Source organism: Rhizobium sp. CECT 9324 (assembly GCF_918741265.1).
GTDB lineage: Bacteria > Pseudomonadota > Alphaproteobacteria > Rhizobiales > Rhizobiaceae > Allorhizobium.
Genome location: NZ_CAKKMZ010000001.1, coordinates 1,595,823 through 1,614,338, shown reverse-complemented (window position 1 = coordinate 1,614,338; position 18,516 = coordinate 1,595,823). Strand labels below are relative to the sequence as shown.

22 protein-coding genes are annotated in these 18,516 nt (G+C 62.4%); 11 read left to right on the top strand and 11 right to left on the bottom strand.

Going from position 1 to position 18,516, the window contains the following annotated elements; genetic code table 11:
- Positions 1-271: 271 nt before the first annotated feature.
- Entirely contained in the window at positions 272-763 is a 492-nt protein-coding gene (locus LQ231_RS07930; protein WP_113140634.1) for a histidine kinase, read from the bottom strand.
- 470 nt (positions 764-1,233) lie between these two features.
- On the opposite strand from LQ231_RS07930, the gene LQ231_RS07925 reads away from it, so the two are divergent.
- The 3 genes from LQ231_RS07925 to LQ231_RS07915 all read left to right on the top strand — a co-directional run bounded on the left by LQ231_RS07925 (position 1,234) and on the right by LQ231_RS07915 (position 2,288).
- Positions 1,234-1,443, top strand: a complete 210-nt coding sequence (locus LQ231_RS07925) for a cold-shock protein (RefSeq protein ID WP_007599595.1) — start codon at positions 1,234-1,236, stop codon at positions 1,441-1,443.
- Positions 1,444-1,666: 223 nt separating this feature from the next.
- On the top strand, positions 1,667-1,906 hold the full coding sequence (rpsU, locus tag LQ231_RS07920) for a 30S ribosomal protein S21 (RefSeq protein WP_007599597.1): 240 nt from the start codon (positions 1,667-1,669) through the stop codon (positions 1,904-1,906).
- 148 nt (positions 1,907-2,054) lie between these two features.
- Positions 2,055-2,288, top strand: a complete 234-nt coding sequence (locus LQ231_RS07915) for a hypothetical protein (RefSeq protein WP_113140633.1) — start codon at positions 2,055-2,057, stop codon at positions 2,286-2,288.
- A gap of 396 nt (positions 2,289-2,684) precedes the next feature.
- On the opposite strand, the gene LQ231_RS07910 is transcribed toward LQ231_RS07915, so the two are convergent.
- The 3 genes from LQ231_RS07910 to LQ231_RS07900 form a co-directional block, all read right to left on the bottom strand.
- Positions 2,685-3,470, bottom strand: a complete 786-nt coding sequence (locus LQ231_RS07910; protein WP_230170936.1) for a VOC family protein — start codon at positions 3,468-3,470, stop codon at positions 2,685-2,687.
- 22 nt (positions 3,471-3,492) lie between these two features.
- Entirely contained in the window at positions 3,493-3,981 is a 489-nt protein-coding gene (locus tag LQ231_RS07905) for a DUF1579 domain-containing protein (RefSeq protein WP_113140630.1), read from the bottom strand.
- A gap of 123 nt (positions 3,982-4,104) precedes the next feature.
- Complete coding sequence (locus LQ231_RS07900) at positions 4,105-4,833, bottom strand: thioredoxin family protein (protein ID WP_230170935.1); 729 nt, start codon at positions 4,831-4,833, stop codon at positions 4,105-4,107.
- Between the two features lie 49 nt (positions 4,834-4,882).
- Between LQ231_RS07900 and LQ231_RS07895 the strand changes: the two genes are divergently transcribed.
- On the top strand, positions 4,883-5,329 hold the full coding sequence (locus tag LQ231_RS07895) for a MarR family transcriptional regulator (protein ID WP_230170934.1): 447 nt from the start codon (positions 4,883-4,885) through the stop codon (positions 5,327-5,329).
- 67 nt (positions 5,330-5,396) lie between these two features.
- Positions 5,397-6,029, top strand: a complete 633-nt coding sequence (locus LQ231_RS07890) for a glutathione S-transferase family protein (RefSeq protein WP_230170933.1) — start codon at positions 5,397-5,399, stop codon at positions 6,027-6,029.
- A gap of 97 nt (positions 6,030-6,126) precedes the next feature.
- On the opposite strand, the gene LQ231_RS07885 is transcribed toward LQ231_RS07890, so the two are convergent.
- Positions 6,127-6,549, bottom strand: coding sequence for an organic hydroperoxide resistance protein (locus tag LQ231_RS07885; RefSeq protein WP_230170932.1), 423 nt, complete (start codon positions 6,547-6,549; stop codon positions 6,127-6,129).
- 155 nt (positions 6,550-6,704) lie between these two features.
- On the opposite strand from LQ231_RS07885, the gene LQ231_RS07880 reads away from it, so the two are divergent.
- Positions 6,705-7,151: a MarR family transcriptional regulator gene (locus LQ231_RS07880; RefSeq protein ID WP_113140625.1), complete on the top strand. Its 447-nt coding sequence runs from the start codon at positions 6,705-6,707 to the stop codon at positions 7,149-7,151.
- Positions 7,152-7,187: 36 nt separating this feature from the next.
- Here LQ231_RS07880 and LQ231_RS07875 read toward each other — a convergent pair whose 3' ends face one another.
- The 3 genes from LQ231_RS07875 to LQ231_RS07865 all read right to left on the bottom strand — a co-directional run bounded on the left by LQ231_RS07875 (position 7,188) and on the right by LQ231_RS07865 (position 10,797).
- Positions 7,188-7,907, bottom strand: a complete 720-nt coding sequence (locus tag LQ231_RS07875; protein WP_113140624.1) for a L,D-transpeptidase — start codon at positions 7,905-7,907, stop codon at positions 7,188-7,190.
- 160 nt (positions 7,908-8,067) lie between these two features.
- Positions 8,068-8,850 carry a L,D-transpeptidase gene (locus tag LQ231_RS07870; RefSeq protein ID WP_230173274.1) on the bottom strand — a complete coding sequence of 261 codons (783 nt, stop codon included), beginning with the start codon at positions 8,848-8,850 and terminating at the stop codon, positions 8,068-8,070.
- Positions 8,851-9,186: 336 nt separating this feature from the next.
- Positions 9,187-10,797 (bottom strand): MDR family MFS transporter, encoded by a 1,611-nt coding sequence (locus tag LQ231_RS07865; RefSeq protein ID WP_230170931.1) that lies wholly within the window; start codon positions 10,795-10,797, stop codon positions 9,187-9,189.
- A 117-nt stretch (positions 10,798-10,914) separates the two neighbouring features.
- On the opposite strand from LQ231_RS07865, the gene LQ231_RS07860 reads away from it, so the two are divergent.
- A complete protein-coding gene (locus tag LQ231_RS07860) occupies positions 10,915-11,454 on the top strand; it encodes a MarR family winged helix-turn-helix transcriptional regulator (RefSeq protein ID WP_113140623.1) in 540 nt (179 codons plus the stop codon).
- Positions 11,455-11,600: 146 nt separating this feature from the next.
- On the opposite strand, the gene LQ231_RS07855 is transcribed toward LQ231_RS07860, so the two are convergent.
- Positions 11,601-11,804, bottom strand: coding sequence for a hypothetical protein (locus LQ231_RS07855; RefSeq protein ID WP_113140622.1), 204 nt, complete (start codon positions 11,802-11,804; stop codon positions 11,601-11,603).
- A 289-nt stretch (positions 11,805-12,093) separates the two neighbouring features.
- Here LQ231_RS07855 and LQ231_RS07850 point away from each other — a divergent pair, with 289 nt between their 5' ends.
- Both LQ231_RS07850 and LQ231_RS07845 read left to right on the top strand, forming a co-directional pair.
- Positions 12,094-13,479, top strand: coding sequence for a TIGR03808 family TAT-translocated repetitive protein (locus LQ231_RS07850; RefSeq protein ID WP_230170930.1), 1,386 nt, complete (start codon positions 12,094-12,096; stop codon positions 13,477-13,479).
- A gap of 191 nt (positions 13,480-13,670) precedes the next feature.
- A complete protein-coding gene (locus LQ231_RS07845; protein WP_230170929.1) occupies positions 13,671-15,512 on the top strand; it encodes an EAL domain-containing protein in 1,842 nt (613 codons plus the stop codon).
- Positions 15,513-15,600: 88 nt separating this feature from the next.
- On the opposite strand, the gene LQ231_RS07840 is transcribed toward LQ231_RS07845, so the two are convergent.
- Positions 15,601-16,155 carry a DUF2087 domain-containing protein gene (locus tag LQ231_RS07840; protein ID WP_230170928.1) on the bottom strand — a complete coding sequence of 185 codons (555 nt, stop codon included), beginning with the start codon at positions 16,153-16,155 and terminating at the stop codon, positions 15,601-15,603.
- 295 nt (positions 16,156-16,450) lie between these two features.
- Here LQ231_RS07840 and LQ231_RS07835 point away from each other — a divergent pair, with 295 nt between their 5' ends.
- Positions 16,451-17,110 carry a glutathione S-transferase family protein gene (locus LQ231_RS07835; RefSeq protein WP_230170927.1) on the top strand — a complete coding sequence of 220 codons (660 nt, stop codon included), beginning with the start codon at positions 16,451-16,453 and terminating at the stop codon, positions 17,108-17,110.
- 96 nt (positions 17,111-17,206) lie between these two features.
- Here the strand turns inward: LQ231_RS07835 and LQ231_RS07830 are convergent, their stop codons facing one another.
- Entirely contained in the window at positions 17,207-17,563 is a 357-nt protein-coding gene (locus LQ231_RS07830) for a DUF4406 domain-containing protein (RefSeq protein ID WP_230170926.1), read from the bottom strand.
- A gap of 118 nt (positions 17,564-17,681) precedes the next feature.
- Here LQ231_RS07830 and LQ231_RS07825 point away from each other — a divergent pair, with 118 nt between their 5' ends.
- Entirely contained in the window at positions 17,682-18,437 is a 756-nt protein-coding gene (locus tag LQ231_RS07825) for a DeoR/GlpR family DNA-binding transcription regulator (protein WP_230170925.1), read from the top strand.
- The last annotated feature ends 79 nt before the right edge of the window (positions 18,438-18,516 follow it).

The following is an 18,516-nucleotide window of genomic DNA, read 5'->3' as shown; positions in this document are numbered from 1 at the left end:
AGCAGCGCGGTAGACGCACGAATTGTGGGCAGCAGTGTCCATCGTCATAGTGCTTTCAGATCATCCCGAAACATGGTTCCCCGGACGGTCATCAGCGCGGGGTTAAGCTCCCCTAGCCTTTTTTGGCGGTAAAAGAAACCAATTCCGCTGCCGCAAATAGACGCAGCCGGAAAAACCAGGGGCGCTCAACCCGGCCTTTGAATGCCGAACCTTGGTCGAAAACAGGTGGCGGCGGCTCCCGCCACCTGTTGTTGCCGGCTTTGGTGCCCGTTTACTTGACCGGCTTGACGGTCGCGAGAATCTTGCCGACCTCCGGCAAATTCTTGTCTTCGGTTTCGACCGATGCCCAATAGGTGACGATGGCGATCTTTTCGGCCGACAGGCCGATAATGCCGACGCCGATGGAAACCGGGCCGTCCTTGTCCTTGCCCTGCCAGTCGATCGCCTCGAACGGCATGCCGTTCAGCGTGTCCTTGCTGTCCTTCTGGGTTGCCGGATCCGGCTCGACGCCGTTTTCGGACAGGAAGGCGAAGACCTGCGTCATCACCGCGTCCATGTCGCTGTCGCCGGCGATGTCGAGCGAGATATAGGTGCCGCCGTCATCGGACGTGCCTTCGACGCCGTATTCGGTCTCGGACGGTTGCCAGCTATCGGGAATGGTGACGGTTGCCACCGGCGCGTCGGACGGGAACGCAAATTCGCCGGCGAGCGACGTGGTGGCGGAGAGCAGCAGGATGACTGCTGCGGAAAGGAACTTCTGCATCGGATGGGCCTGTCGGTAGCGTTGAATGGGTCAGCGCACGCCATCTCGGCGGGCGAACTCGGCGAGGCGAGCGCTTTCGTGTAGCAGGAAGCCCGAAGATTCGTCGTACTGTTTTTGCAGAGGACGCATGGTCGACGGAGAAATCCGGTGTCGCGCCAAATCCGGAGCATCGATGCCTCCGCCCTTGCCCACCTCGCAATCCGCGCCGGACGAAATCATCCTCTACAAACCGCTGGTTACACCTGTAAAAACAGCCTGATCGCCCGGCGCATTCTCTGTATGGGGAAGCGCCGCCAAGGGGGCATCGGCCTTTTTTCTTGTGTTTGACCGCTGGCAGTCTATATTGCGCCCATCGAAGATTGCTAGTGACCTTTGTCTACGCGCCAGCGGCGCACGCCAGATTTCCTCTCAAGATCGATAGGCCGGTCGAATATCTCTCCGGTTAGTCCAACGATTGAAAGGGAATCGTTATGAGCACAGGTACCGTTAAGTGGTTCAACAGCACCAAGGGCTTCGGCTTCATTCAGCCTGACGAAGGTTCTGCTGACGTTTTCGTTCATATCTCTGCCGTCGAGCGTTCGGGCATGCGCGAACTGACCGAAGGTCAGAAGGTCGAATACGAAATCGTCAAGGACAAGCGCACGGGCAAGAGCTCTGCCGACAACCTTCGCGCCGCTTGATTTTGTCGCTCGCCCTGCCGGCCACGGATTTTCCGGAACGGTCGGCTGAGTGACAGGAAGAGGTCGGGTTTTCCCGGCCTTTTTATTGTTTTCGGCCGAGAGGCCAATTTTAGCGATTTCGGCACTTTTCCGGGATCTTTCGAGGGGAATGGCGCATTTGCTGTTCATCCCCATTGTCCGTCCATTCAAACTCGCGGGCCTACAGCCCGGAAAGGAAGCGAATTTGCAAGTCCTCGTCCGAGATAACAATGTCGACCAAGCCCTGCGCGTTCTCAAGAAGAAGATGCAGCGCGAAGGCCTGTTCCGTGAAATGAAGACCCGCAGCGCTTATGAGAAGCCTTCGGAAAAGCGCACACGCGAAAAGGCTGAAGCCATTCGTCGCCAGCGCAAGCTCCAGCGCAAGAAGCTGCAGCGCGAAGGCCTGCTGCCGGCACCGAAGAAGGTGCTGCGCCCCGCCCGCTAAGGGCCATGGGTTCGGGCGCGCGCCTCTGGCGCGCCCGCCGCTGCCTGCCTCTCAGGTCGCCGGCCACCCGAGCGACCCCATCAAACAACGATGACCGATACCGTGGATGCCTGAAGCTTCAGGCCCATACCGTGGAGGAAGGACGGATATGACAGCGACCAAGGACAAATTTTTCAAGCCTGAGAAGGTTGCCGCCCAGGACAAGGCGACGACGACTGACAGCGCCGCGCGCGCGATCATCGAGCAGGAAGTCAAGCAGCGCGATCGCAAGACCGAAGCGCTGAGGGCCCTGCGCATGCAGCGCGAAGCCGAGCAGACCGTGACACCGCCGGCACCGAAGAAGACACGCGCGCCGCGCAAGACCGCCGCCACAAAAGCATAATACCGACCGGCCCATTTGCGGTCCTGCCGTCGGACTGCGCCTTTCGCATCGGGCGCGTTTTCCAGATACCCGATCGTGTTCGATCCCGCCAACAGCTGCGTCTCGCCTGTCGGGCAAGCCGTTGTTTGCGCCTTGTTCCTTGCCGCTGTGCCCCTCGTCCGAACGTTGCGCCTTGCCTCTCATCAGGCTGTCTGCGCGGCTGCCCCTCATCCGGCTGCCGCCACCTTCTCCCCGCAGCCGGGGAGAAGGACGGGCTTGGCCGGCGTACCGGCACAAACGTATCTTTCCCCTCTCCCCGCCTGCGGGAAGACGGTCAGGGAGAGGGTCAGGGTGAGGGGCCAAGGCGCGGCGCGCGCGTCAATGTGGCACGAGCGACAAGCTGCCCGGCAAAAGCCGTTAGCGCTTGGGCGCGACGAGGGCGAAATAGGCACCCTGGGGGTCGATGGCCTGGATGATCCAGGCAGGACCGGGGACTTCCATCGGCTCTTGGATCACCGTGCCGCCGGCGTTCGTCACGCGCGCGACGGCCGCGTCGATCGCATCGACATTGATGTAATAACCCCAGCAGGGAAGCGGCACCTCGGCCGGCTTGGTCATCATGCCGCCGATCACCTGATCGTCCTTGCGAAACAGCTGGTAGACGCCCATCGGGCCCATGTCGACGCTGGTATCCTTCTGCCAGCCGAAGATGCCGGCATAAAAATCGAAGGCTTCCGCGCCGTTGCGGGCCAGCAATTCGCGCCAGCCAAAGGTGCCGGGCGTATCGGGGGCCGGTTCGGGGGGCACGCCGCCGGCCGGAATGATCGGTGTCATCACGGCAAGGACGGCACCCTGGGGATCGGCAAGCACGGCAAAGCGGCCGACACCATGGATGTCGATCGGGCCATGCATCACCTTGCCGCCATCGCTGACGAAGTGATCAGCCACCCGGTCGACATTGTCGACGGCGACATAGCCGGTCCAATTCGAGGGAACGCCGCGCGCCTTGACCTCGTCGGTCAGGGCCAGCATGCCGGCGACACCCATTTCGGAACCGGCAATGGACAGGATGGTGTAGTCCATATCCGGCATGCCGCTGTCCTTGGCGGTCCAGCCGGCAACCTCGCCATAGAATTTCGCCGCCCCAGCGGTATCGCTGGTCATCAATTCATACCAGATAAACTTGCCGTGCATGCTGTGCATGGTGTTCTCCCTGTTGGCCGCTTCAGGCGCGGCGCTTGCTTTCGCTGGTCATGAAAACATGGAAACTGCCATCCGGCTTGCGGACGCTGCCGGAGAACGACCGGTGATCGTCATCGTGGAAATGAATGACATCCCGGTAGACCTCCGTCCGTGACGGATCTTCGAACGACGGGCCCTCCGCTTCCAGCACGAGCGTCTGACCATCGTCCTCGACCCAGCCCTTGTAGACCCAGAGCTTGTCCATCATAGACCCGATCCAGGTTCCAACATAGTGCCCGAGACGTGGATCATAGCCAAGTGTCATGATCATCGAAGACCGGCTGCCATCACCCATGCCGCCCTCGCCTTCCGAGAGCACCCAGAGGCCGCCGATCGAGCGTACGGTCTCGGTCCACACCTTGTCCGGATCGTTAACGTCATAATCCTTGTGGCCGGTGGAACTGGTGTAGATCCAGTCGCCAAGCAGCCTGTCGAGAAAGCGATGTTCTTCGCGGGGCTTTGCAAACTCCATGATGATTTCCTCCCATTGCGGAAAGTGCATCACCAATGAAACGCGTTCATCGGTGATGCACTTTGCGTTTGCGGTTGATGGCGGTCGAGATGCAGATGCAGTTTGCAGCCCTACCAGGACGCGTCAGTGGCAGCTGGCAGCGGCGAGCGGTTTCTGTTCGTATTCGTCCTTGCGCTTGACGAAGCTCAGCGTCGAGGTCTCGTTGCGGCCGAGCGGCGCGTGGTCGAGCATCATCAGCGCGCCGAGCGCTTCCTCGCCACCGCGCGCATATTGCGAATAGGTGTGGAAGATCTCGCCCTTTTCATTGCGGTAGAAGCTCGACAGGCCGGGAAGTTCGTCATGGGCATTTTCGCGCGGCGTCTCGCGGAAATTGTAATAGACGCTGCCGGATTCCAGCTGTTGCGGTGTGAACGAGACATGGAAGTCGAAATTGAAATCGCTGCCGAAGGACGAGACCCAGGGGAACTGCCAGTTCATCCGGCGTTTGTAGGCCTCGATCTTGTCGAGCGGCGCGCGCGATACGCAGATCAGCGTGACGTCGTGATTGTTGAGATGCGGCAGCATGCCATCGATATGGTCGGCATAAAACGAGCAGCCGGGGCAGCCGGCATCCCAGTCCGGGCCGAACATGAAGTGATAGACCTCCAGCTGGCTGCGACCGTCAAACAGGTCCGCGAGGCTCTTGCGGCCGGTCGGCGTGTCGAAGACATAATCCTTGTCGACCTTGACCCAGGGCAAAGCGAGGCGCTCGGCATTCACCTTGTCGCGCAGGCGGGTCAGTTCCTTCTCGCTAGCCAACAGCGCCTTTCGTGCCTCGAGCCACTCGTCATGCGATACGATCGAATGTTCCATTTCCTCGTCCTCCTCTTGACTTTTACGTTGATATCAACATATATGACTTATGTCAAATGCCCCCGTGATTCCCTATTCGACCACGCTGCATATTCGTGACGCCTGCCTGTGCCTGCACGCACAGCGCGCCGCCCGGGCGCTGGCGCGGCGATTCGATACCGCGCTGAAGGCACTCGGGCTGACCAACCAGCAGTTTTCCCTGATGATGGCACTGAACCGGCCGGAACCACCGCCGATGGGGCCCGTCGCGCGGCTACTCGCCATGGACCGGACGACGCTGACGGCGGCGCTCAAGCCGCTGGAGCGGCGCGGCTGGATCACGGTCGAGCCGGATCCGAAGGACAAGCGCGGACGGCGGCTGAAGCTGACACCGGACGGCACCGCCGTTCTGTCGGCGGCCGTGCCCATCTGGCGTGCGGTGCATGCCGATATCGAGGCGGCGATGACGGTCGATGCGGATGTGCTGCGGCTGGGCATGCTGGAGGTGAGCGGGTGAAATCAACCGACACGGTTGATTACCGTCGCAGACCGCGTGCATGCTCTACAACAGAAGAGGCCGAACGATGGCAGACCTGATATTGACAACTTACGACTGGGTGCCGGAGTTGCCGCGTGGCTATGTGCGAGACCTCAGAGTTCGCTGGGCCCTGGAAGAGGCCGGCCTTGGCTACCGCGTCGAAAGCACCCCTTTTCGCAGCAGGGAAGCCCGGCACATCGCGCATCAACCCTTCGGACAAGTGCCCTGGCTCACTGACGGCGAGACTTCGATCTTCGAGAGCGGGGCGATTCTTCTCTATATCGGAGAACGGAGCGACCTGCTGCTTGCCTCGGACAGTGCCGGGCGAGCAAAAACACAGGAATGGCTGTTCGCGGCACTCAATTCGGTAGAGATGGCCAGCCTGCCGTGGTCGATCTTCCGCTTTTCCGACCCGGCGAACAGCGTCCCTACGGCAATCAGCAATTTTCTCACGGCACGCCTTGATCGCATGGAAGCGGTTCTGGACAGCCAGGATTGGCTGGCAGGGCGTTTTTCCATCGCCGACATTGCCATGGCAGACGTGTTGCGCCTCGTCCAACGGCTGGATGGATTGACGAATTATCCCGCCTGCAAGGCATATGTGACGCGGTCGACCGATCGCCCCGCCTTTCGCAAGGCGCATGCGGACCAACTTGCCCATTTCGCTGTAGAAAATTGACAGTCTTGCCGCGGCGCGTCGCCGCCCCTCCCCGACACGCAAAAAGGCCGGCAAAGTACCGGCCTTTCGCGGTGGATCGTCGTCTTTGTGTCGAAGGTCAGCGGACTGAGGCCTGCACTTCGGTGGACGTGCGCATGGCATGGCTATAGGGGCAGACGATGTGGGCTGCAGCGACCAGCTTTTCAGCCAGTTCGCGCTCGACGCCGGGGATCTCGGCCGAGATCTTCACCTCGATTTCGAAACCACCGCCGTCGGCGCGCGGACCGATGCCGACTTCCGCATAGACCTTGGTGTCTTCCGAGAGCTTCAGCTTTTCCTTGCCGGCGACGAATTTCAGCGCGCCGAGAAAGCAGGCGGAATAACCGGCGGCAAACAGCTGTTCGGGATTGGTGCCAGTGGCGCCGTCGCCGCCCAGTTCCTTCGGCGTGGTCAGAGCGACATCGAGAACGCCATTGTCGCTGACGGCGTGGCCGGTGCGGCCACCGGTGGCGGATGCATGTGCGGTGTAGAGAATAGCCATGGTGTATGTCCTTGTCCGGGGTTGTCTTGTGAGGCGATAGGCACTATGTACCGTACAATTGATTTGTGCGCAATTGTTTTTTGCGCATTGCATAGAAATAATTATTCCGACAGAATCAGAAATCAGATCCGCAGCGCAGGAGGTTCGATCACACCATGGACGACGAGACATTGGAAAAAGAGCTGACGCTCGACAAGCAGCTCTGCTTTGCACTCTACGGCGCGGCGCACGCGTTCACCCGTGCCTACAAGCCGCTGCTGGCGCCGCTTGGACTGACCTATCCGCAGTATCTGGTGATGATGGCGCTGTGGGAAAAGGATGATGTGCCGGTGAAGGGGCTCGGCGAGATGGTCGGGCTGGATTCCGGCACGCTGTCGCCGCTGTTGAAGCGCCTCGAGCAGGCCGGCTATGTCGGCCGCCGACGCGACGCAGCCGACGAGCGGCAGGTGTTCATCACGGTCACCGACCAGGGTCGGGCGCTGAAGAAACAGGCCGTCGGCGTGTTCCGAGCCATCGGCGAGCAGACCGGCTGTTCGCTCGCCGAAGTCGAGACCCTGCGCGACAGCCTCAAGCGGCTGCAGGCGCAATTGGGAGATGGGTAAAGCTGCCCCTCCCCCTCAAGGGGAGGGTGGTTGCGCTTACTGCCAGACCTGGATCTTCGCCTTGTTGGGCACGCGCTCGTAGAGGTCGATGATGTCCTGGTTCATCAGGCGCACGCAGCCGGACGAGACGGCCTTGCCGATGGAGCTCCAGTCGGGGTTTCCGTGCAGGCGGTAGAGCGTGTCTTCGCCGTTTTGGAAAATGTAGAGCGCGCGGGCACCGAGCGGGTTCTTCAGGCCGGGCGGCATGCCGCCATTGGCGATCGAATACTGGACCAGTTCCGGCTGGCGGGCGACCATTTCATCCGGCGGGGTCCATTTCGGCCATTTCTGCCGCCACTGGATGACGCCGGTGCCCTGCCAGGCAAAACCCTCGCGGCCAATGCCGACACCGTAGCGCATGGCGGTGCCACCCGGTTCAACGAGATAGAGGAAGCGGTTGGGCGTATCGACGACGATCGAGCCGGCCGGCTGGCCGGTCGGGTCGATGACCTGCTGCCGATAGAAGCGCTCGGGGATCTTCCAGTACGGCACGGCCGGGATGACATAACCGCCATCGAAGATTTCGCCATACATGGCATCGAGTTCCGGCGAGCGGCCGGTTGGCGGCGCAGCGACCATCGGCCGCGCGACGGGACCGTCAAGCCGCAGGCTCGGCGAAATGGGGCGGGAAGAGGCGCAACTGGCGAGCAGGCTCGCGGCGCCAAGACCTGTCAGCGACAGAAGGGAGCGTCGGGTCAGGTTATTCGAAGATGACATTGAGATACTGATTTCCTGTAGAATGCAGCGAGACATCTCAAGACGTCTCAGCCGGCGCTTTGTTCCGCCCCAGGGCGATGCAAACAGGAAAGCGGTCACAAAGGCAACCGCGCAGGCCTTTCAACTTTGCGAGAGGGGCCCTCGCGGTCCGAGCCTGTCTCTAAATGACAACAATCGGTGTCTTGTTCGGCACGCGGTCGAAGAGATCGATGACGTCCTGGTTGAACATGCGCACGCAGCCCGACGACGTCGCCTTGCCGACGGATTGCCAGTCGGGCGTGCCGTGGACGCGGTAAAGCGTGTCCTTGCCGTCCTGGTAGATATAGAGCGCCCGGGCGCCGAGCGGGTTCTTCAGGCCGGCGACCATGCCACCCTCGGATGCAGACACGGGCCGGAGATTAGGCTGGCGTGCGACCATTTCGTCTGACGGGGTCCAGTGTGGCCACTTGGCCTTGCGCTCGATCACGCCCCTGCCCGACCAGGCGAAACCGTCACGACCAAGGCCGACGCCGTAGCGCACAGCCTTGCCGCCAGCTTGCACGTGATAGAGATAATGCGCCTTGGTATCGACGACGATGGTGCCGGGCGCCTCGGTGGTCTGGTACTCAACCTCCTGGCGCAGCATGTCACGGTTGACCCGGTCGAGCGGTATGGCCGGCAGCGTGTGATCATTGTCGCGGATCACGCCATACATCGCCCGGTGCAGCGGATTGGTGACCGGCAGGCCATAGGTCTGGTGGAACTGGGTCTGGTAGAGTTCGCGGCGCTGCGGCACCGGCTGGGTGGCCGCGGGCGGTGTGCGGGCCGGATCATGCCAGACGGGCGCGACCTCGTCCTGAAAGACATCGATGTTCATCCGGCTGGTATCGGTGACCAGAATGCAGCTCGAAAGGGCCGGCAGCATCAGACCGGTTGCGGCCAGGCCAAAAACACGGGTGACCATGGACTGGCGCTGGGGCATGCCGGAGAAGAAGACCTTAGATACCATTTTCCACCGATTCAGACTGAGCTCGACGGCGGCACCATGGCAGTCGCGGCTGGCGCGAGGCTGGTGGTTTGGACAGTTTCACAGCGTGCCGGCGTAGATGGTCCCGCCGTCTTCTGCTGCGGTGCGTGCCAGGTCACCCCCCCCGGACCTTCGGTCCGACCCTCCCCCTCAATGGGAGGGTAGACGGCGAGCGGCAACCAGCGACCTCCCCGAGGGGGAGGAGGTCTAAGCACCGCGGTGGGTGGGGGTGACCTCGGCCTGCGCCGACATGATGCGTCGGCTGCACGCCGGTCAGGCGTCCTTGCCCTTGGCAACCGGCAGGCGGACATTGGGCAGCATCACAGCGGCGACAAGGCCGAGCGCCATCATGCCGGATGCGGTGAGGAACAGCGGCAGGAAGGCGTCGGAATAGGCGTTGGCGATGGTGGTCTGGACCGTCTGCGGCAGGTGCGACAGCATCTGCGGCGTCAGATTGCGGAAATCGCCGCCGTCCGGCAGTGCGATCGAGACACGGGCAAGACCGGCGCTGATGATCGCGCCGTAGATCGAGATGGCGATCGCGGCGCCGCCCATGCGGGTCAGCGTCACCGTGCCGGTGGCGGCACCGACATCAGCGCCGGACGCGGCGTTCTGCACGCCGATCACCGGCACCTGCTGGCCGATGCCGATGCCGATGCCCTGCAGCAGCATGACGAGACCGAGCAGGACGATCGGGGTCCCTGCATGCATCTGGCTGAACACGGCAAGGCTCACGATGCCGGTGGCCGTCGAGGCGATGGCGAAGGGCTTGTAGCGGCCATGCTTGGAAATGATCCGGCCGGCAGACAGGGAGCCGATCGCGATGCCGCCGGTGGTGGCGATGAACAGCAGGCCGGCCATCGACGGCGACAGGCCGGTGGTGGTCTGCAGGAAGAGCGCGACATAGTTGACCGAGCCGATGCCGATCGCGCCGGAGACGGCCGAGATGCAGAGCAGCAGATTGACGGTGCGGCTGGAAAACAGCGACAGCGGCACGACCGGTTCGGGCACGCGACGTTCGACGAAGATCCAGCCGGCGAGGCACAGCACACCGAAGGCTACGACGCCGAGGCTCTCGGGCGCAATCAGCGAGCCGAAGATCTGGCCGCTGTCGGCCCAGAACACAATGCTCGCCACCGCACCGGCGAGCAGCACCGCACCGGCATAGTCGATCTTCGGCCGGCGCTGCGGCTTGCGATAGGGCAGCAGAAGGGCAAGACCAGCCAGCACGAGGATGCCGATCGGCAGATTGACCAGGAAGATCGAACGCCAGCCGAAAAGATCGCTGAGCGTGCCACCGAGGACCGGGCCCGTGGCGCCGGACGCCATCAGCACGAGACTGGTATAGCTCTGGTAGCGGGCGCGTTCGCGCGGCTCGAAGAGATCGGCATTGATGGCGAAGATCGACACCATGATGCCGCCGCCGCCGAGCGCCTGCAGCACCCGCGCGGCGATCAGCGTGTTCATCGAGACGGCCAGGCCGCAAACCAGCGAGCCTAGGGTGAAGATGGTGACGGCGGCGATGATGACATATTTGCGGCCGAACAGATCACCGAGCTTGCCATAGAGCGGCATGACCGCGCTGGTGGTCAGGAGATAGGCCGAGCCGACCCAGCCGAAGCGCTCCAGTTCGCCGAACTCGCCGACGATGGTCGGCAGCGCCGTCGAGACGATCTGATTGTCCAGCGTCGCCATGAACATGGCGGTGAGCAGCAGCAGATAGACAACGAGGCGCAGTTTGGGATCGGTGACGAGTGGCGGAAGGGCAACAGGGGAAGGCGGTCCCGGGGAAAGCGATGGCGAAATGGAGACCGGCGGCGGAACCTGTGTTGCACCGGCGGCCGGCACGGGGCGGTTTGAGGCATTCGAAACGGAATTGTCCATGATGGGGCTCCTGTTGCCTCCAAAATGTGCCTCAAGCATTTATATGTCAACAGCATATAAATGCGAAAGTCACTTATTTTGCTTTCGCGGTCCGAATGAAGCTGCTATTCTGCCACGATGACAGAGACACGGAACAAGACCGACACGCGGCCGCAAGCGAGCACCGCAACACCGGAACAGGGCGGTGATCCCGCCCTTGCCGGCATCGGCCAGGCGATGACGCGCATGCGCCTGCTGATCGGCAGGCGGTTCATCGGCCGCATGGCGCTGAAACGCATCGGCACCGGGCTGGAATTGTCCGATATCGATGCAATCGGCGTGATCAAGCGCGTGGCGCCGCATCAGGAGGTGACGGTCGGAGCGATTGCAGAGCAGATGCGGATCGATCCGTCGCGCGGCAGCCGGATCGTGGCCGACCTAGTCCGGCAGGGACTGCTCGAACGGGCAGCCTCGCAGGAGGACGGACGGCGCAGCATCGTGCGCATGACGGCGGCCGGCAAGCAGGTGCTGGAGCAGATCGAGGAGATCAAGCGGGAACTGATCATCGAGGCCACGGCGGGATGGCCGCAGGACGACATCGTGAAATTCGCAACGCTTTACGACCGGTTCACGGCCGGCCTCGAAGCGCAGCTCGACCAGTTCGAGCAAGCCGAATAGGGGCTTGACGGGAGCGGAAAACAGCCCGGCCGGCATTCCCTCCCCCGAGACAATGCCGGCCGGTCGACGCGGGCTGTTCCACCGCGAGTGTCGTGGCTCCGCCAAAAACCGTTGACACCCCCTTCGTCCACGCGTCGAAAGAAAATTCAGATCGCTTTCGGCCCCTGGAGCGCATTGTAGATCCTGCGGCCGAGCAGGATCGCAACCGGCAGCGCAACCAGACAGCCACCCAGGAAGGCACCGGCGATATGCCATCCCTGGACCAGATCCAGCGACAGCACGGTAATCACCGCAGCGCCGCCGAGGGCACTGGCGACGAGGATGTAGAGGACTGCAGTCAGACCAAGCATGTTCGCCCCTCAGGATTGTTGCTTGCGGCCAAACTACGACAGGCCCGAACGAAGTCATTGATCTGGCGCAAACGGTTTCCACCATTCGCAGCGATCAAAACCGCCGGATGAAACGCCACATCTTCACCTGAAATCAACGCCAGGGCAGTCTGATCGGTCGCGGGATTCACCATGATCGCAGCCGATCGCGTGCATGCCTTGCTCCGCCCTTGCCCTGCCCTGGCGCTTCAGCCAGATTTGAAGCGATCCGGCGAAGGCTTGCCGGACGCCGCCGACGCCCGGAAAACCCATGCAGACCAGACGCAGCATCCTATCCGGCCTTGGCGGCCTTGTTGTAACCGGCGCGACCGGGGGCTTTGCCGGCCTGCGCGCACCCGATGCGGCGGCACAATCGCTGAGCCAAATCGAATTGCGCGGCGGATTCGATGCCGCAGAGGCTGGCGTCATGCCGGGGGCAGACGACGACCAGAGCCGCAAGCTGCAGGCGCTGATCAACGCAGCCGCCAAGGTCGGGCAGCCGGTTTTCCTGCCGGCGGGCACCTACGAGGTCTCCAACCTCGACCTTCCGGAGGGGACGCGCCTGTCCGGTGTTGCCGGTGCAACCCGGCTCGCCTATCGCGGCGACGGCCATCTGATCGCGGCGCGCGACGTGCGCCAAATCAGCCTGTCCGGCATCACCTTCGACGGCGCCAATCGCTGGCTTGCCGACTATACGGAAGGGCTCCTCGCCTTCCGCAGCGTCGAGGACGTGGTCATCGACAATTGCGAGATCACCGGCAGCCGCAAATACGGCGTGCAGATGGAACGCTGTGGTGGGCGCATTGCGACAAGCCGGATCACCGGTGCGGCGAAGGCGGCGATCTGGTCGGTCGAAGGCCGGGCGATGAGCATCCGCGACAACGAGATCAGCGACTGCGGCAATGGCGGCATCCTGGTGCATCGCTGGACCAAGGGCGCTGACAACACGATGATTACCGGCAATAGGATCAGCCGGATCGCCGCAACCGATGGCGGCACCGGCCAGCACGGCAACGGCATCAACCTGTTTCGCACCGATGGCGTGATGATCGAAGGCAACCATGTGTCGGACTGCGCCTTTTCCGCGATCCGGGCGAATTCGGCCTCCAATGTCATCATCAGCGGCAACCAGGCTTTGCGCTCCGGCGAAACGGCGATCTATGCCGAATTTGACTTCGAGGGCGCCTTGATCGACGGCAATCTGGTCGACGGGGCCGCCAACGGCATTTCGGTGGTCAATTTCGACCAGGGCGGCCGGCTGTCATCGGTCAGCGGCAATATCGTGCGCAACATCACTGCCAAGGCCCCCTACGTGCATGACGGCGCAGGCTTCGGCTATGGCATCGCCGTCGAAGCCGAGACCACCGTGACCGGCAATGTGATCGAGCAAGCCGCCAAGGCCGGCCTGATGCTGGGTTGGGGCCCCTATCTGCGCAATGTCGTGGTTTCCGACAACATCATCCGCAAGGCGCCTGTCGGCGTGATGATCAGTGTCGTCGAAGGCACCGGCAGTGTCGTGGTCAGCCACAATCTGTTTTCGGAGACACCGACGGGTGCCGTCCTCGGCTATCGATGGGCCGAGAAGGTCACGCAGGATCTCGTCGATGGTGCACATGACACGGAAACACTGACCGTCGAGGGCAACCGGCGGGGCTGAGCCTGGCCCCGTCTCACTGCGTGAACTGGTCAGCCTGTGCGTGCGCTGCTCCATCGCCGGCAATTTCATCAAGTATTAGCAATAGACTTAAGTTTACAGTCACTAATATTAGCGCAAGCGCAAAATCGTAATCCCTGTTTAAGCCCTGCAATGCTTAAGTTGCCGAACGCCTCATTCCAGTGAAGTCGACCATGCTGCTCAAGCTACAGAATATCATTCTCGAAAAGATCGCCACGGGCCTGCCGCTGGCGGAAACCGTCGATTTTCTGTGCCGGGAAGCGGAAAAGACAGCGCCCGACATCGTCTGTTCGGTGCTTCTGCTCGACGAAGAGAACCGCATACGCCATCTCGCCGGTCCCTCCCTGCCAAAGGCCTATGCGGCGGCAATCGACGGAGTATCGATAGGAGCCGGCATCGGCTCCTGCGGCAGCGCCGCCTATACCGGCAAACCCGTCGTCGTCGAGGATATCGAGACCCATCCCTACTGGCAGGACTTCAAGCACCTTGCGCTCGTGCACGGGCTGATGGCGTGCTGGTCGACGCCGATGCTCGTCTCGGGTGAGGTGGTCGGTACCTTCGCCTTCTATTACCGCACGCCACGCGGGCCATCCGCACTGGAGCGCGACCTGGTTGCGGCTTGCGTGCACCTGTGTGCCATTGCGATCGAGCGCGACCGGCGCATTGCCGAACGGCGTCGGCTGGGTGAAACGGACGCCCTGACGCAATTGCCGAACCGCGCCCGCTTCAACGACGTGGTGCAGATCCAGGCAGGCAGCGGTCGCCAATGGGGACTGCTGCTGACGGATGTCGACAACCTCAAGATGGTCAATGACACATTCGGCCATCAGGCCGGCGACGACCTGATCCGCATGGTGGCGCGGCGCCTGACGGAGCACGTCGAGCCGGGCATGGCGTTTCGTCTTGGCGGCGACGAGTTTGCCATCATCATTCCCTGCCTTGAAGACCTTGACCCGAAGACGCTCGCCGCCGACCTGCTTGCCTCGATCAAGATGCCCTGCGAATGCGATGGCCACCTGCTCTATCCGTCGATCACGATCGGCGGCGCGCGCGCGGCCGCCGGAGAAAATCCGGGGCCTGTGCGGCAGAATGCCGACTATGCGCTCTACCATGCCAAGGAGCGTGCCCGCGGGCGCTATATCGAATATGTACCCGGTCTCGGAACGGCCATCGTCAAACGCTTCCGCGCCATTCACGATGTCGATGACGCACTCAGAGAGCAGCGGATCGATGCCTATTACCAGCCGCTGGTCGAGATCGCGACGGGACGGTTGATGGGCTTCGAAGCCTTGTGCCGGATGCGCATGCCGGACGGCGAAGTGGTTGCGGCCGGGCATTTCCAGGAGGCGATGAAGGACGCGCATGTCGCGCTGGAATTGACCGACTGCATGCTGGAAAAGACGGCCGCCGATTGCCGGCGCTGGATCGATGCCGGCCTGAATTTCGGTCGCGTCGGCATCAACCTTTCCGCCGCCGACTTTTATCGGGGTGGATTGACCGAGCGGATCGCCAAGGCTTTCGAGCGGCTCGGCGTTCCCTTGTCCGCCGTGGTCGCTGAGGTGACGGAATCGGTCTATCTGGGGCAGCGCGACCAGATGGTCGCCACCGAAATCCAAGCCATGCGCGCCGCCGGCATGAAAGTCGCGCTGGATGATTTCGGCACCGGTTTTGCCTCGCTCACTCATCTTCTGACCGTTCCGGTCGATATCATCAAGATCGACAAATGTTTCGTGCATCGCATGGTTCACGACCGCGCGGGTGGGGTCATCATCAAGGGGCTGCTCGACATTGCCCATGGGCTCGGAATGGGAGTCGTTGCCGAAGGGATCGAGGATAGCGAACAGGCAGCCAGGCTGACCGCCATGGGCTGCAAGAGCGGCCAGGGCTATCTGTATGCCAAGGCGCTCGACCGCACCGCCGCGTCGAGCCTGATGCGCGCGGGCCGCGGCTACATCACCGAGGACCACGCGCTTCTGGCCGAGGCGGGAAATGACCGCCTCAACCTCGCGGGATAGAATGTACCGCTCAACGGCCGTCACGTCCCGGGCACCGGCCTCTATTCGCACCGGATCGATGCGCGCCCAGTTCTGCCGCCGTGATTACTCAATCCCTGCGGCCATTGGCCGTCACCAGCCGGATCAGCTGCCGCGCATCGGGTGGCGGCTTCTTTTCCACCCTGCGGTAAAGCCGGCAATCGCGGGTGCGGGTCATCAGGCCCATGTTGACCAGTTCCCGACGTAAAAGAACGTGATCGCCGAAACCATTGTGACGCTTCAGAACGTCGTTGATCGATTTTTCCGGCATGTCCCCGCCGGCCGGGATAAACGACCAGAGGACCCATAGCGCCAGTTGCTGCAGGCTGAGCTTGCCCGGCCAGCGGACCAGGCAGTCGGTGCCGGCAAAGCAGCGGGCGGCAAGTTCGACGCGGCGGAAATCGACCGCCGGCTCGGGTTCGGGCAGGACCGGATTGGAGAGACGCTCCTTCGCGGCGCGGCTCGCCTTCAAATGCTGGTAATTGCGAAAACCCGCAGCTTTCGCCAGCATGTTGAGGATCTCGACATGGCCGGGCTTTTCGTCCCGAGCGTCCAGTTCCCGTTTCAGGATGCGAGCCAGCGCCGACAGATCGGGCGCCTCATAGGCTTGAATGATACGCGACATCGTCATTGTCCTCGATATCGTGCCCTGGATATCCAGAATGGCCGGTGGTCACCGACTTCCGACGCGGCACGGAAAAACGAGCTGACGTCGAAGACGAAAATGGACAGGTTTAGCTTCCCTGCGCGGGACGGTGACGCCTGGGTGAACTGCGGACCCTTGTTCTCCTGGATAAGTTGAGCCGGGCTCTCTGTCAATCGGCTGCCGCATCAGCGAAATTCATGGGCGGATCAACACGACACGGCTTTTCTCGGCAGCGGCCAGCAGATAGCGTCCGCTGCGGAACAAGGAGATATCCATGCTGAAGATCTACGGCGTCTACAAGTCGCGCGCGACGCGCATTCTCTGGCTGGCCGAGGAGCTCGGACTTTCGTTCGAACTCGTGCCGGTGCTGCAGGCCTACAAGCTTGCCGATCCGATGGCGCCGGACGCAAAGCTCAACACACGCTCGCCGGATTTCCTCAAGGTCAATCCGATGGGCAGCATTCCGACGATCGACGACGATGGCCTTGTGCTGAACGAATCGCTGGCGCAGACACTTTATCTGGCCAAGAAACATGGCGGGCCGCTGGCACCGAAGGACATCGCCGAAGAGGCGCAGATGCAGCAATGGACGCTGTTCGGCGCGACCTCGATCGAAACCGAGGCACTGAAAATCTCCCAGGCCAACAACGAAGGCCGCCTTTCCTGTGACGCGGGCCAAGCGGAGGCGAAGGTCGTCGCACGCATCCTGGCACGGCCGTTCGGCGTGCTCGAGCAGCATTTTGCCGCACATGACTATGCCGTCGGCGACCGGTTTACCGTGGCCGACATCAATCTTGGCGAAATCGTGCGCTATGCGCAGGCCTACCAGCCTTTGTTCGACGCACATCCGAAGACCGGCGAATGGCTGAAGCGCATCCAGGATCGCCCGGGGTTCAAGGCGATGTGGCAGAAGCGGCTGGCGGAAGTGGAGTGAGGACGTCGTTACTCTGAGGCTTCGCCGGACCTAAAGATCACCCCACCCCGGACCTTTGGTCCGACCCTCCCCCTCAAGGGGAGGGTGGCAGTCAGATCATGCGACGCCCGGCACGTCTTCCAGCCGGTACCAGACCGGGATGCCGCGCTCGGTGGCGATGCGCACATCGTTGTCTGCCCCCTTGGATGCGCCGGGAAGGCGCAGGACGCCGTCGCACAGCTGGAGAAGCCGGTGCGCGACAGGGTGGAAGATCTCTTCATAGAGGTCATCGCCGATCGCCTTGCCGCCGGCTGAATGCCAGACCGGCAGCGCCACCCATTCGCCGATCATCGGCACATGGCCGGCCTTGAACAAAGCATGCGACGGCGCCTCGAGCACCTGCAGATTGGCCGCCATCTTGACCGGGTCGTCACCGGTGCCCGAGCGATAGGGCCCGGCAATCAAAATCAACATCGTCATCTCCTTCATCTCCCGCCTCATGCGGGAATTTGCGTATTTCCGCATGATTCCGCTGGATTGTCGACTCATATTTGTTATTATCGTGCATATTCGTGAACAAACAGGTGAAACCATGCTGACCGAGCAGAGACGCCAGATGATCCTCGACATCCTGAAACGCGAGGGGCGTGCGCTTGCGGGTCAGCTGGCGCGCGACTGGAACGTCTCGGAAGACACGATCCGGCGCGACATGCGGGAGATGGCGGCAGACGGGCTGTTGAAGCGGGTGCATGGCGGGGCGATGCCGATGGCACCGATGCTGCCGGATTTCACCACCCGGCGGGGTGTGGCGACCGAGGAGAAGCAGCGGCTGGCGGCAGCCGCGATCCGGCTGATCTCACCCGGCCAGATGGTGTTTCTCGACGGCGGCACGACGACGGAGGAAATCGCCCGGCAGATCCCGCGGGCCATGGCGCTGACCGTGGTCACCCATGCGCCGACCTTAGCTGCCGAATTCGAGCATCACCCGGAGATCGAGGTGATCCTGATCGGCGGTCGGCTGTACAAACATTCGATGGTCGCGGTGGGAGCCGCGGCAATTGCCGCGATCGACCGCCTTCGGCCGGACATCTTCTTTCTCGGCGTCACCGCCGCCCATCCGGTCGAGGGGCTCACGACGGGAGACTTCGAGGAAGCAGCGATCAAGCGGCGCATCGTCGAGCGCAGCGCCGCCACCTATGTGCCGCTGACGTTGGAGAAGCTGGATACGGTATCGCCGTGCCTGGTGGCACTGATGTCCGAGATCACCGGGCTGATCGTAGTGCAGGAGGATAAGCCGCGCGGGCTCGGCGGTTACCGGGAGGCGGGTGTCGAGATTGTGGTGGCTTAGGCTTGCAGATGGGAAGGCGTCCGAGCAAGATACAGCCATTACGTGCACGCGATATATTTTTCCTTGAAAACAACCCTTA

Excerpts from the sequence above, each read along its gene's own strand:
- LQ231_RS07930 (WP_113140634.1), bottom strand. The coding sequence starts at position 763 with ATGCAGAAGTTCCTTTCCGCAGCAGTCATCCTGCTGCTCTCCGCCACC.
- LQ231_RS07925 (WP_007599595.1), top strand. The coding sequence starts at position 1,234 with ATGAGCACAGGTACCGTTAAGTGGTTCAACAGCACCAAGGGCTTCGGC.
- LQ231_RS07915 (WP_113140633.1), top strand. The coding sequence starts at position 2,055 with ATGACAGCGACCAAGGACAAATTTTTCAAGCCTGAGAAGGTTGCCGCC.
- LQ231_RS07910 (WP_230170936.1), bottom strand. The coding sequence starts at position 3,470 with ATGCACAGCATGCACGGCAAGTTTATCTGGTATGAATTGATGACCAGC.
- LQ231_RS07905 (WP_113140630.1), bottom strand. The coding sequence starts at position 3,981 with ATGGAGTTTGCAAAGCCCCGCGAAGAACATCGCTTTCTCGACAGGCTG.
- LQ231_RS07900 (WP_230170935.1), bottom strand. The coding sequence starts at position 4,833 with ATGGAACATTCGATCGTATCGCATGACGAGTGGCTCGAGGCACGAAAG.
- LQ231_RS07895 (WP_230170934.1), top strand. The coding sequence starts at position 4,883 with ATGTCAAATGCCCCCGTGATTCCCTATTCGACCACGCTGCATATTCGT.
- LQ231_RS07890 (WP_230170933.1), top strand. The coding sequence starts at position 5,397 with ATGGCAGACCTGATATTGACAACTTACGACTGGGTGCCGGAGTTGCCG.
- LQ231_RS07885 (WP_230170932.1), bottom strand. The coding sequence starts at position 6,549 with ATGGCTATTCTCTACACCGCACATGCATCCGCCACCGGTGGCCGCACC.
- LQ231_RS07880 (WP_113140625.1), top strand. The coding sequence starts at position 6,705 with ATGGACGACGAGACATTGGAAAAAGAGCTGACGCTCGACAAGCAGCTC.
- LQ231_RS07875 (WP_113140624.1), bottom strand. The coding sequence starts at position 7,907 with ATGTCATCTTCGAATAACCTGACCCGACGCTCCCTTCTGTCGCTGACA.
- LQ231_RS07870 (WP_230173274.1), bottom strand. The coding sequence starts at position 8,850 with ATGGTCACCCGTGTTTTTGGCCTGGCCGCAACCGGTCTGATGCTGCCG.
- LQ231_RS07865 (WP_230170931.1), bottom strand. The coding sequence starts at position 10,797 with ATGGACAATTCCGTTTCGAATGCCTCAAACCGCCCCGTGCCGGCCGCC.
- LQ231_RS07860 (WP_113140623.1), top strand. The coding sequence starts at position 10,915 with ATGACAGAGACACGGAACAAGACCGACACGCGGCCGCAAGCGAGCACC.
- LQ231_RS07855 (WP_113140622.1), bottom strand. The coding sequence starts at position 11,804 with ATGCTTGGTCTGACTGCAGTCCTCTACATCCTCGTCGCCAGTGCCCTC.
- LQ231_RS07850 (WP_230170930.1), top strand. The coding sequence starts at position 12,094 with ATGCAGACCAGACGCAGCATCCTATCCGGCCTTGGCGGCCTTGTTGTA.
- LQ231_RS07845 (WP_230170929.1), top strand. The coding sequence starts at position 13,671 with ATGCTGCTCAAGCTACAGAATATCATTCTCGAAAAGATCGCCACGGGC.
- LQ231_RS07840 (WP_230170928.1), bottom strand. The coding sequence starts at position 16,155 with ATGTCGCGTATCATTCAAGCCTATGAGGCGCCCGATCTGTCGGCGCTG.
- LQ231_RS07835 (WP_230170927.1), top strand. The coding sequence starts at position 16,451 with ATGCTGAAGATCTACGGCGTCTACAAGTCGCGCGCGACGCGCATTCTC.
- LQ231_RS07830 (WP_230170926.1), bottom strand. The coding sequence starts at position 17,563 with ATGTTGATTTTGATTGCCGGGCCCTATCGCTCGGGCACCGGTGACGAC.
- LQ231_RS07825 (WP_230170925.1), top strand. The coding sequence starts at position 17,682 with ATGCTGACCGAGCAGAGACGCCAGATGATCCTCGACATCCTGAAACGC.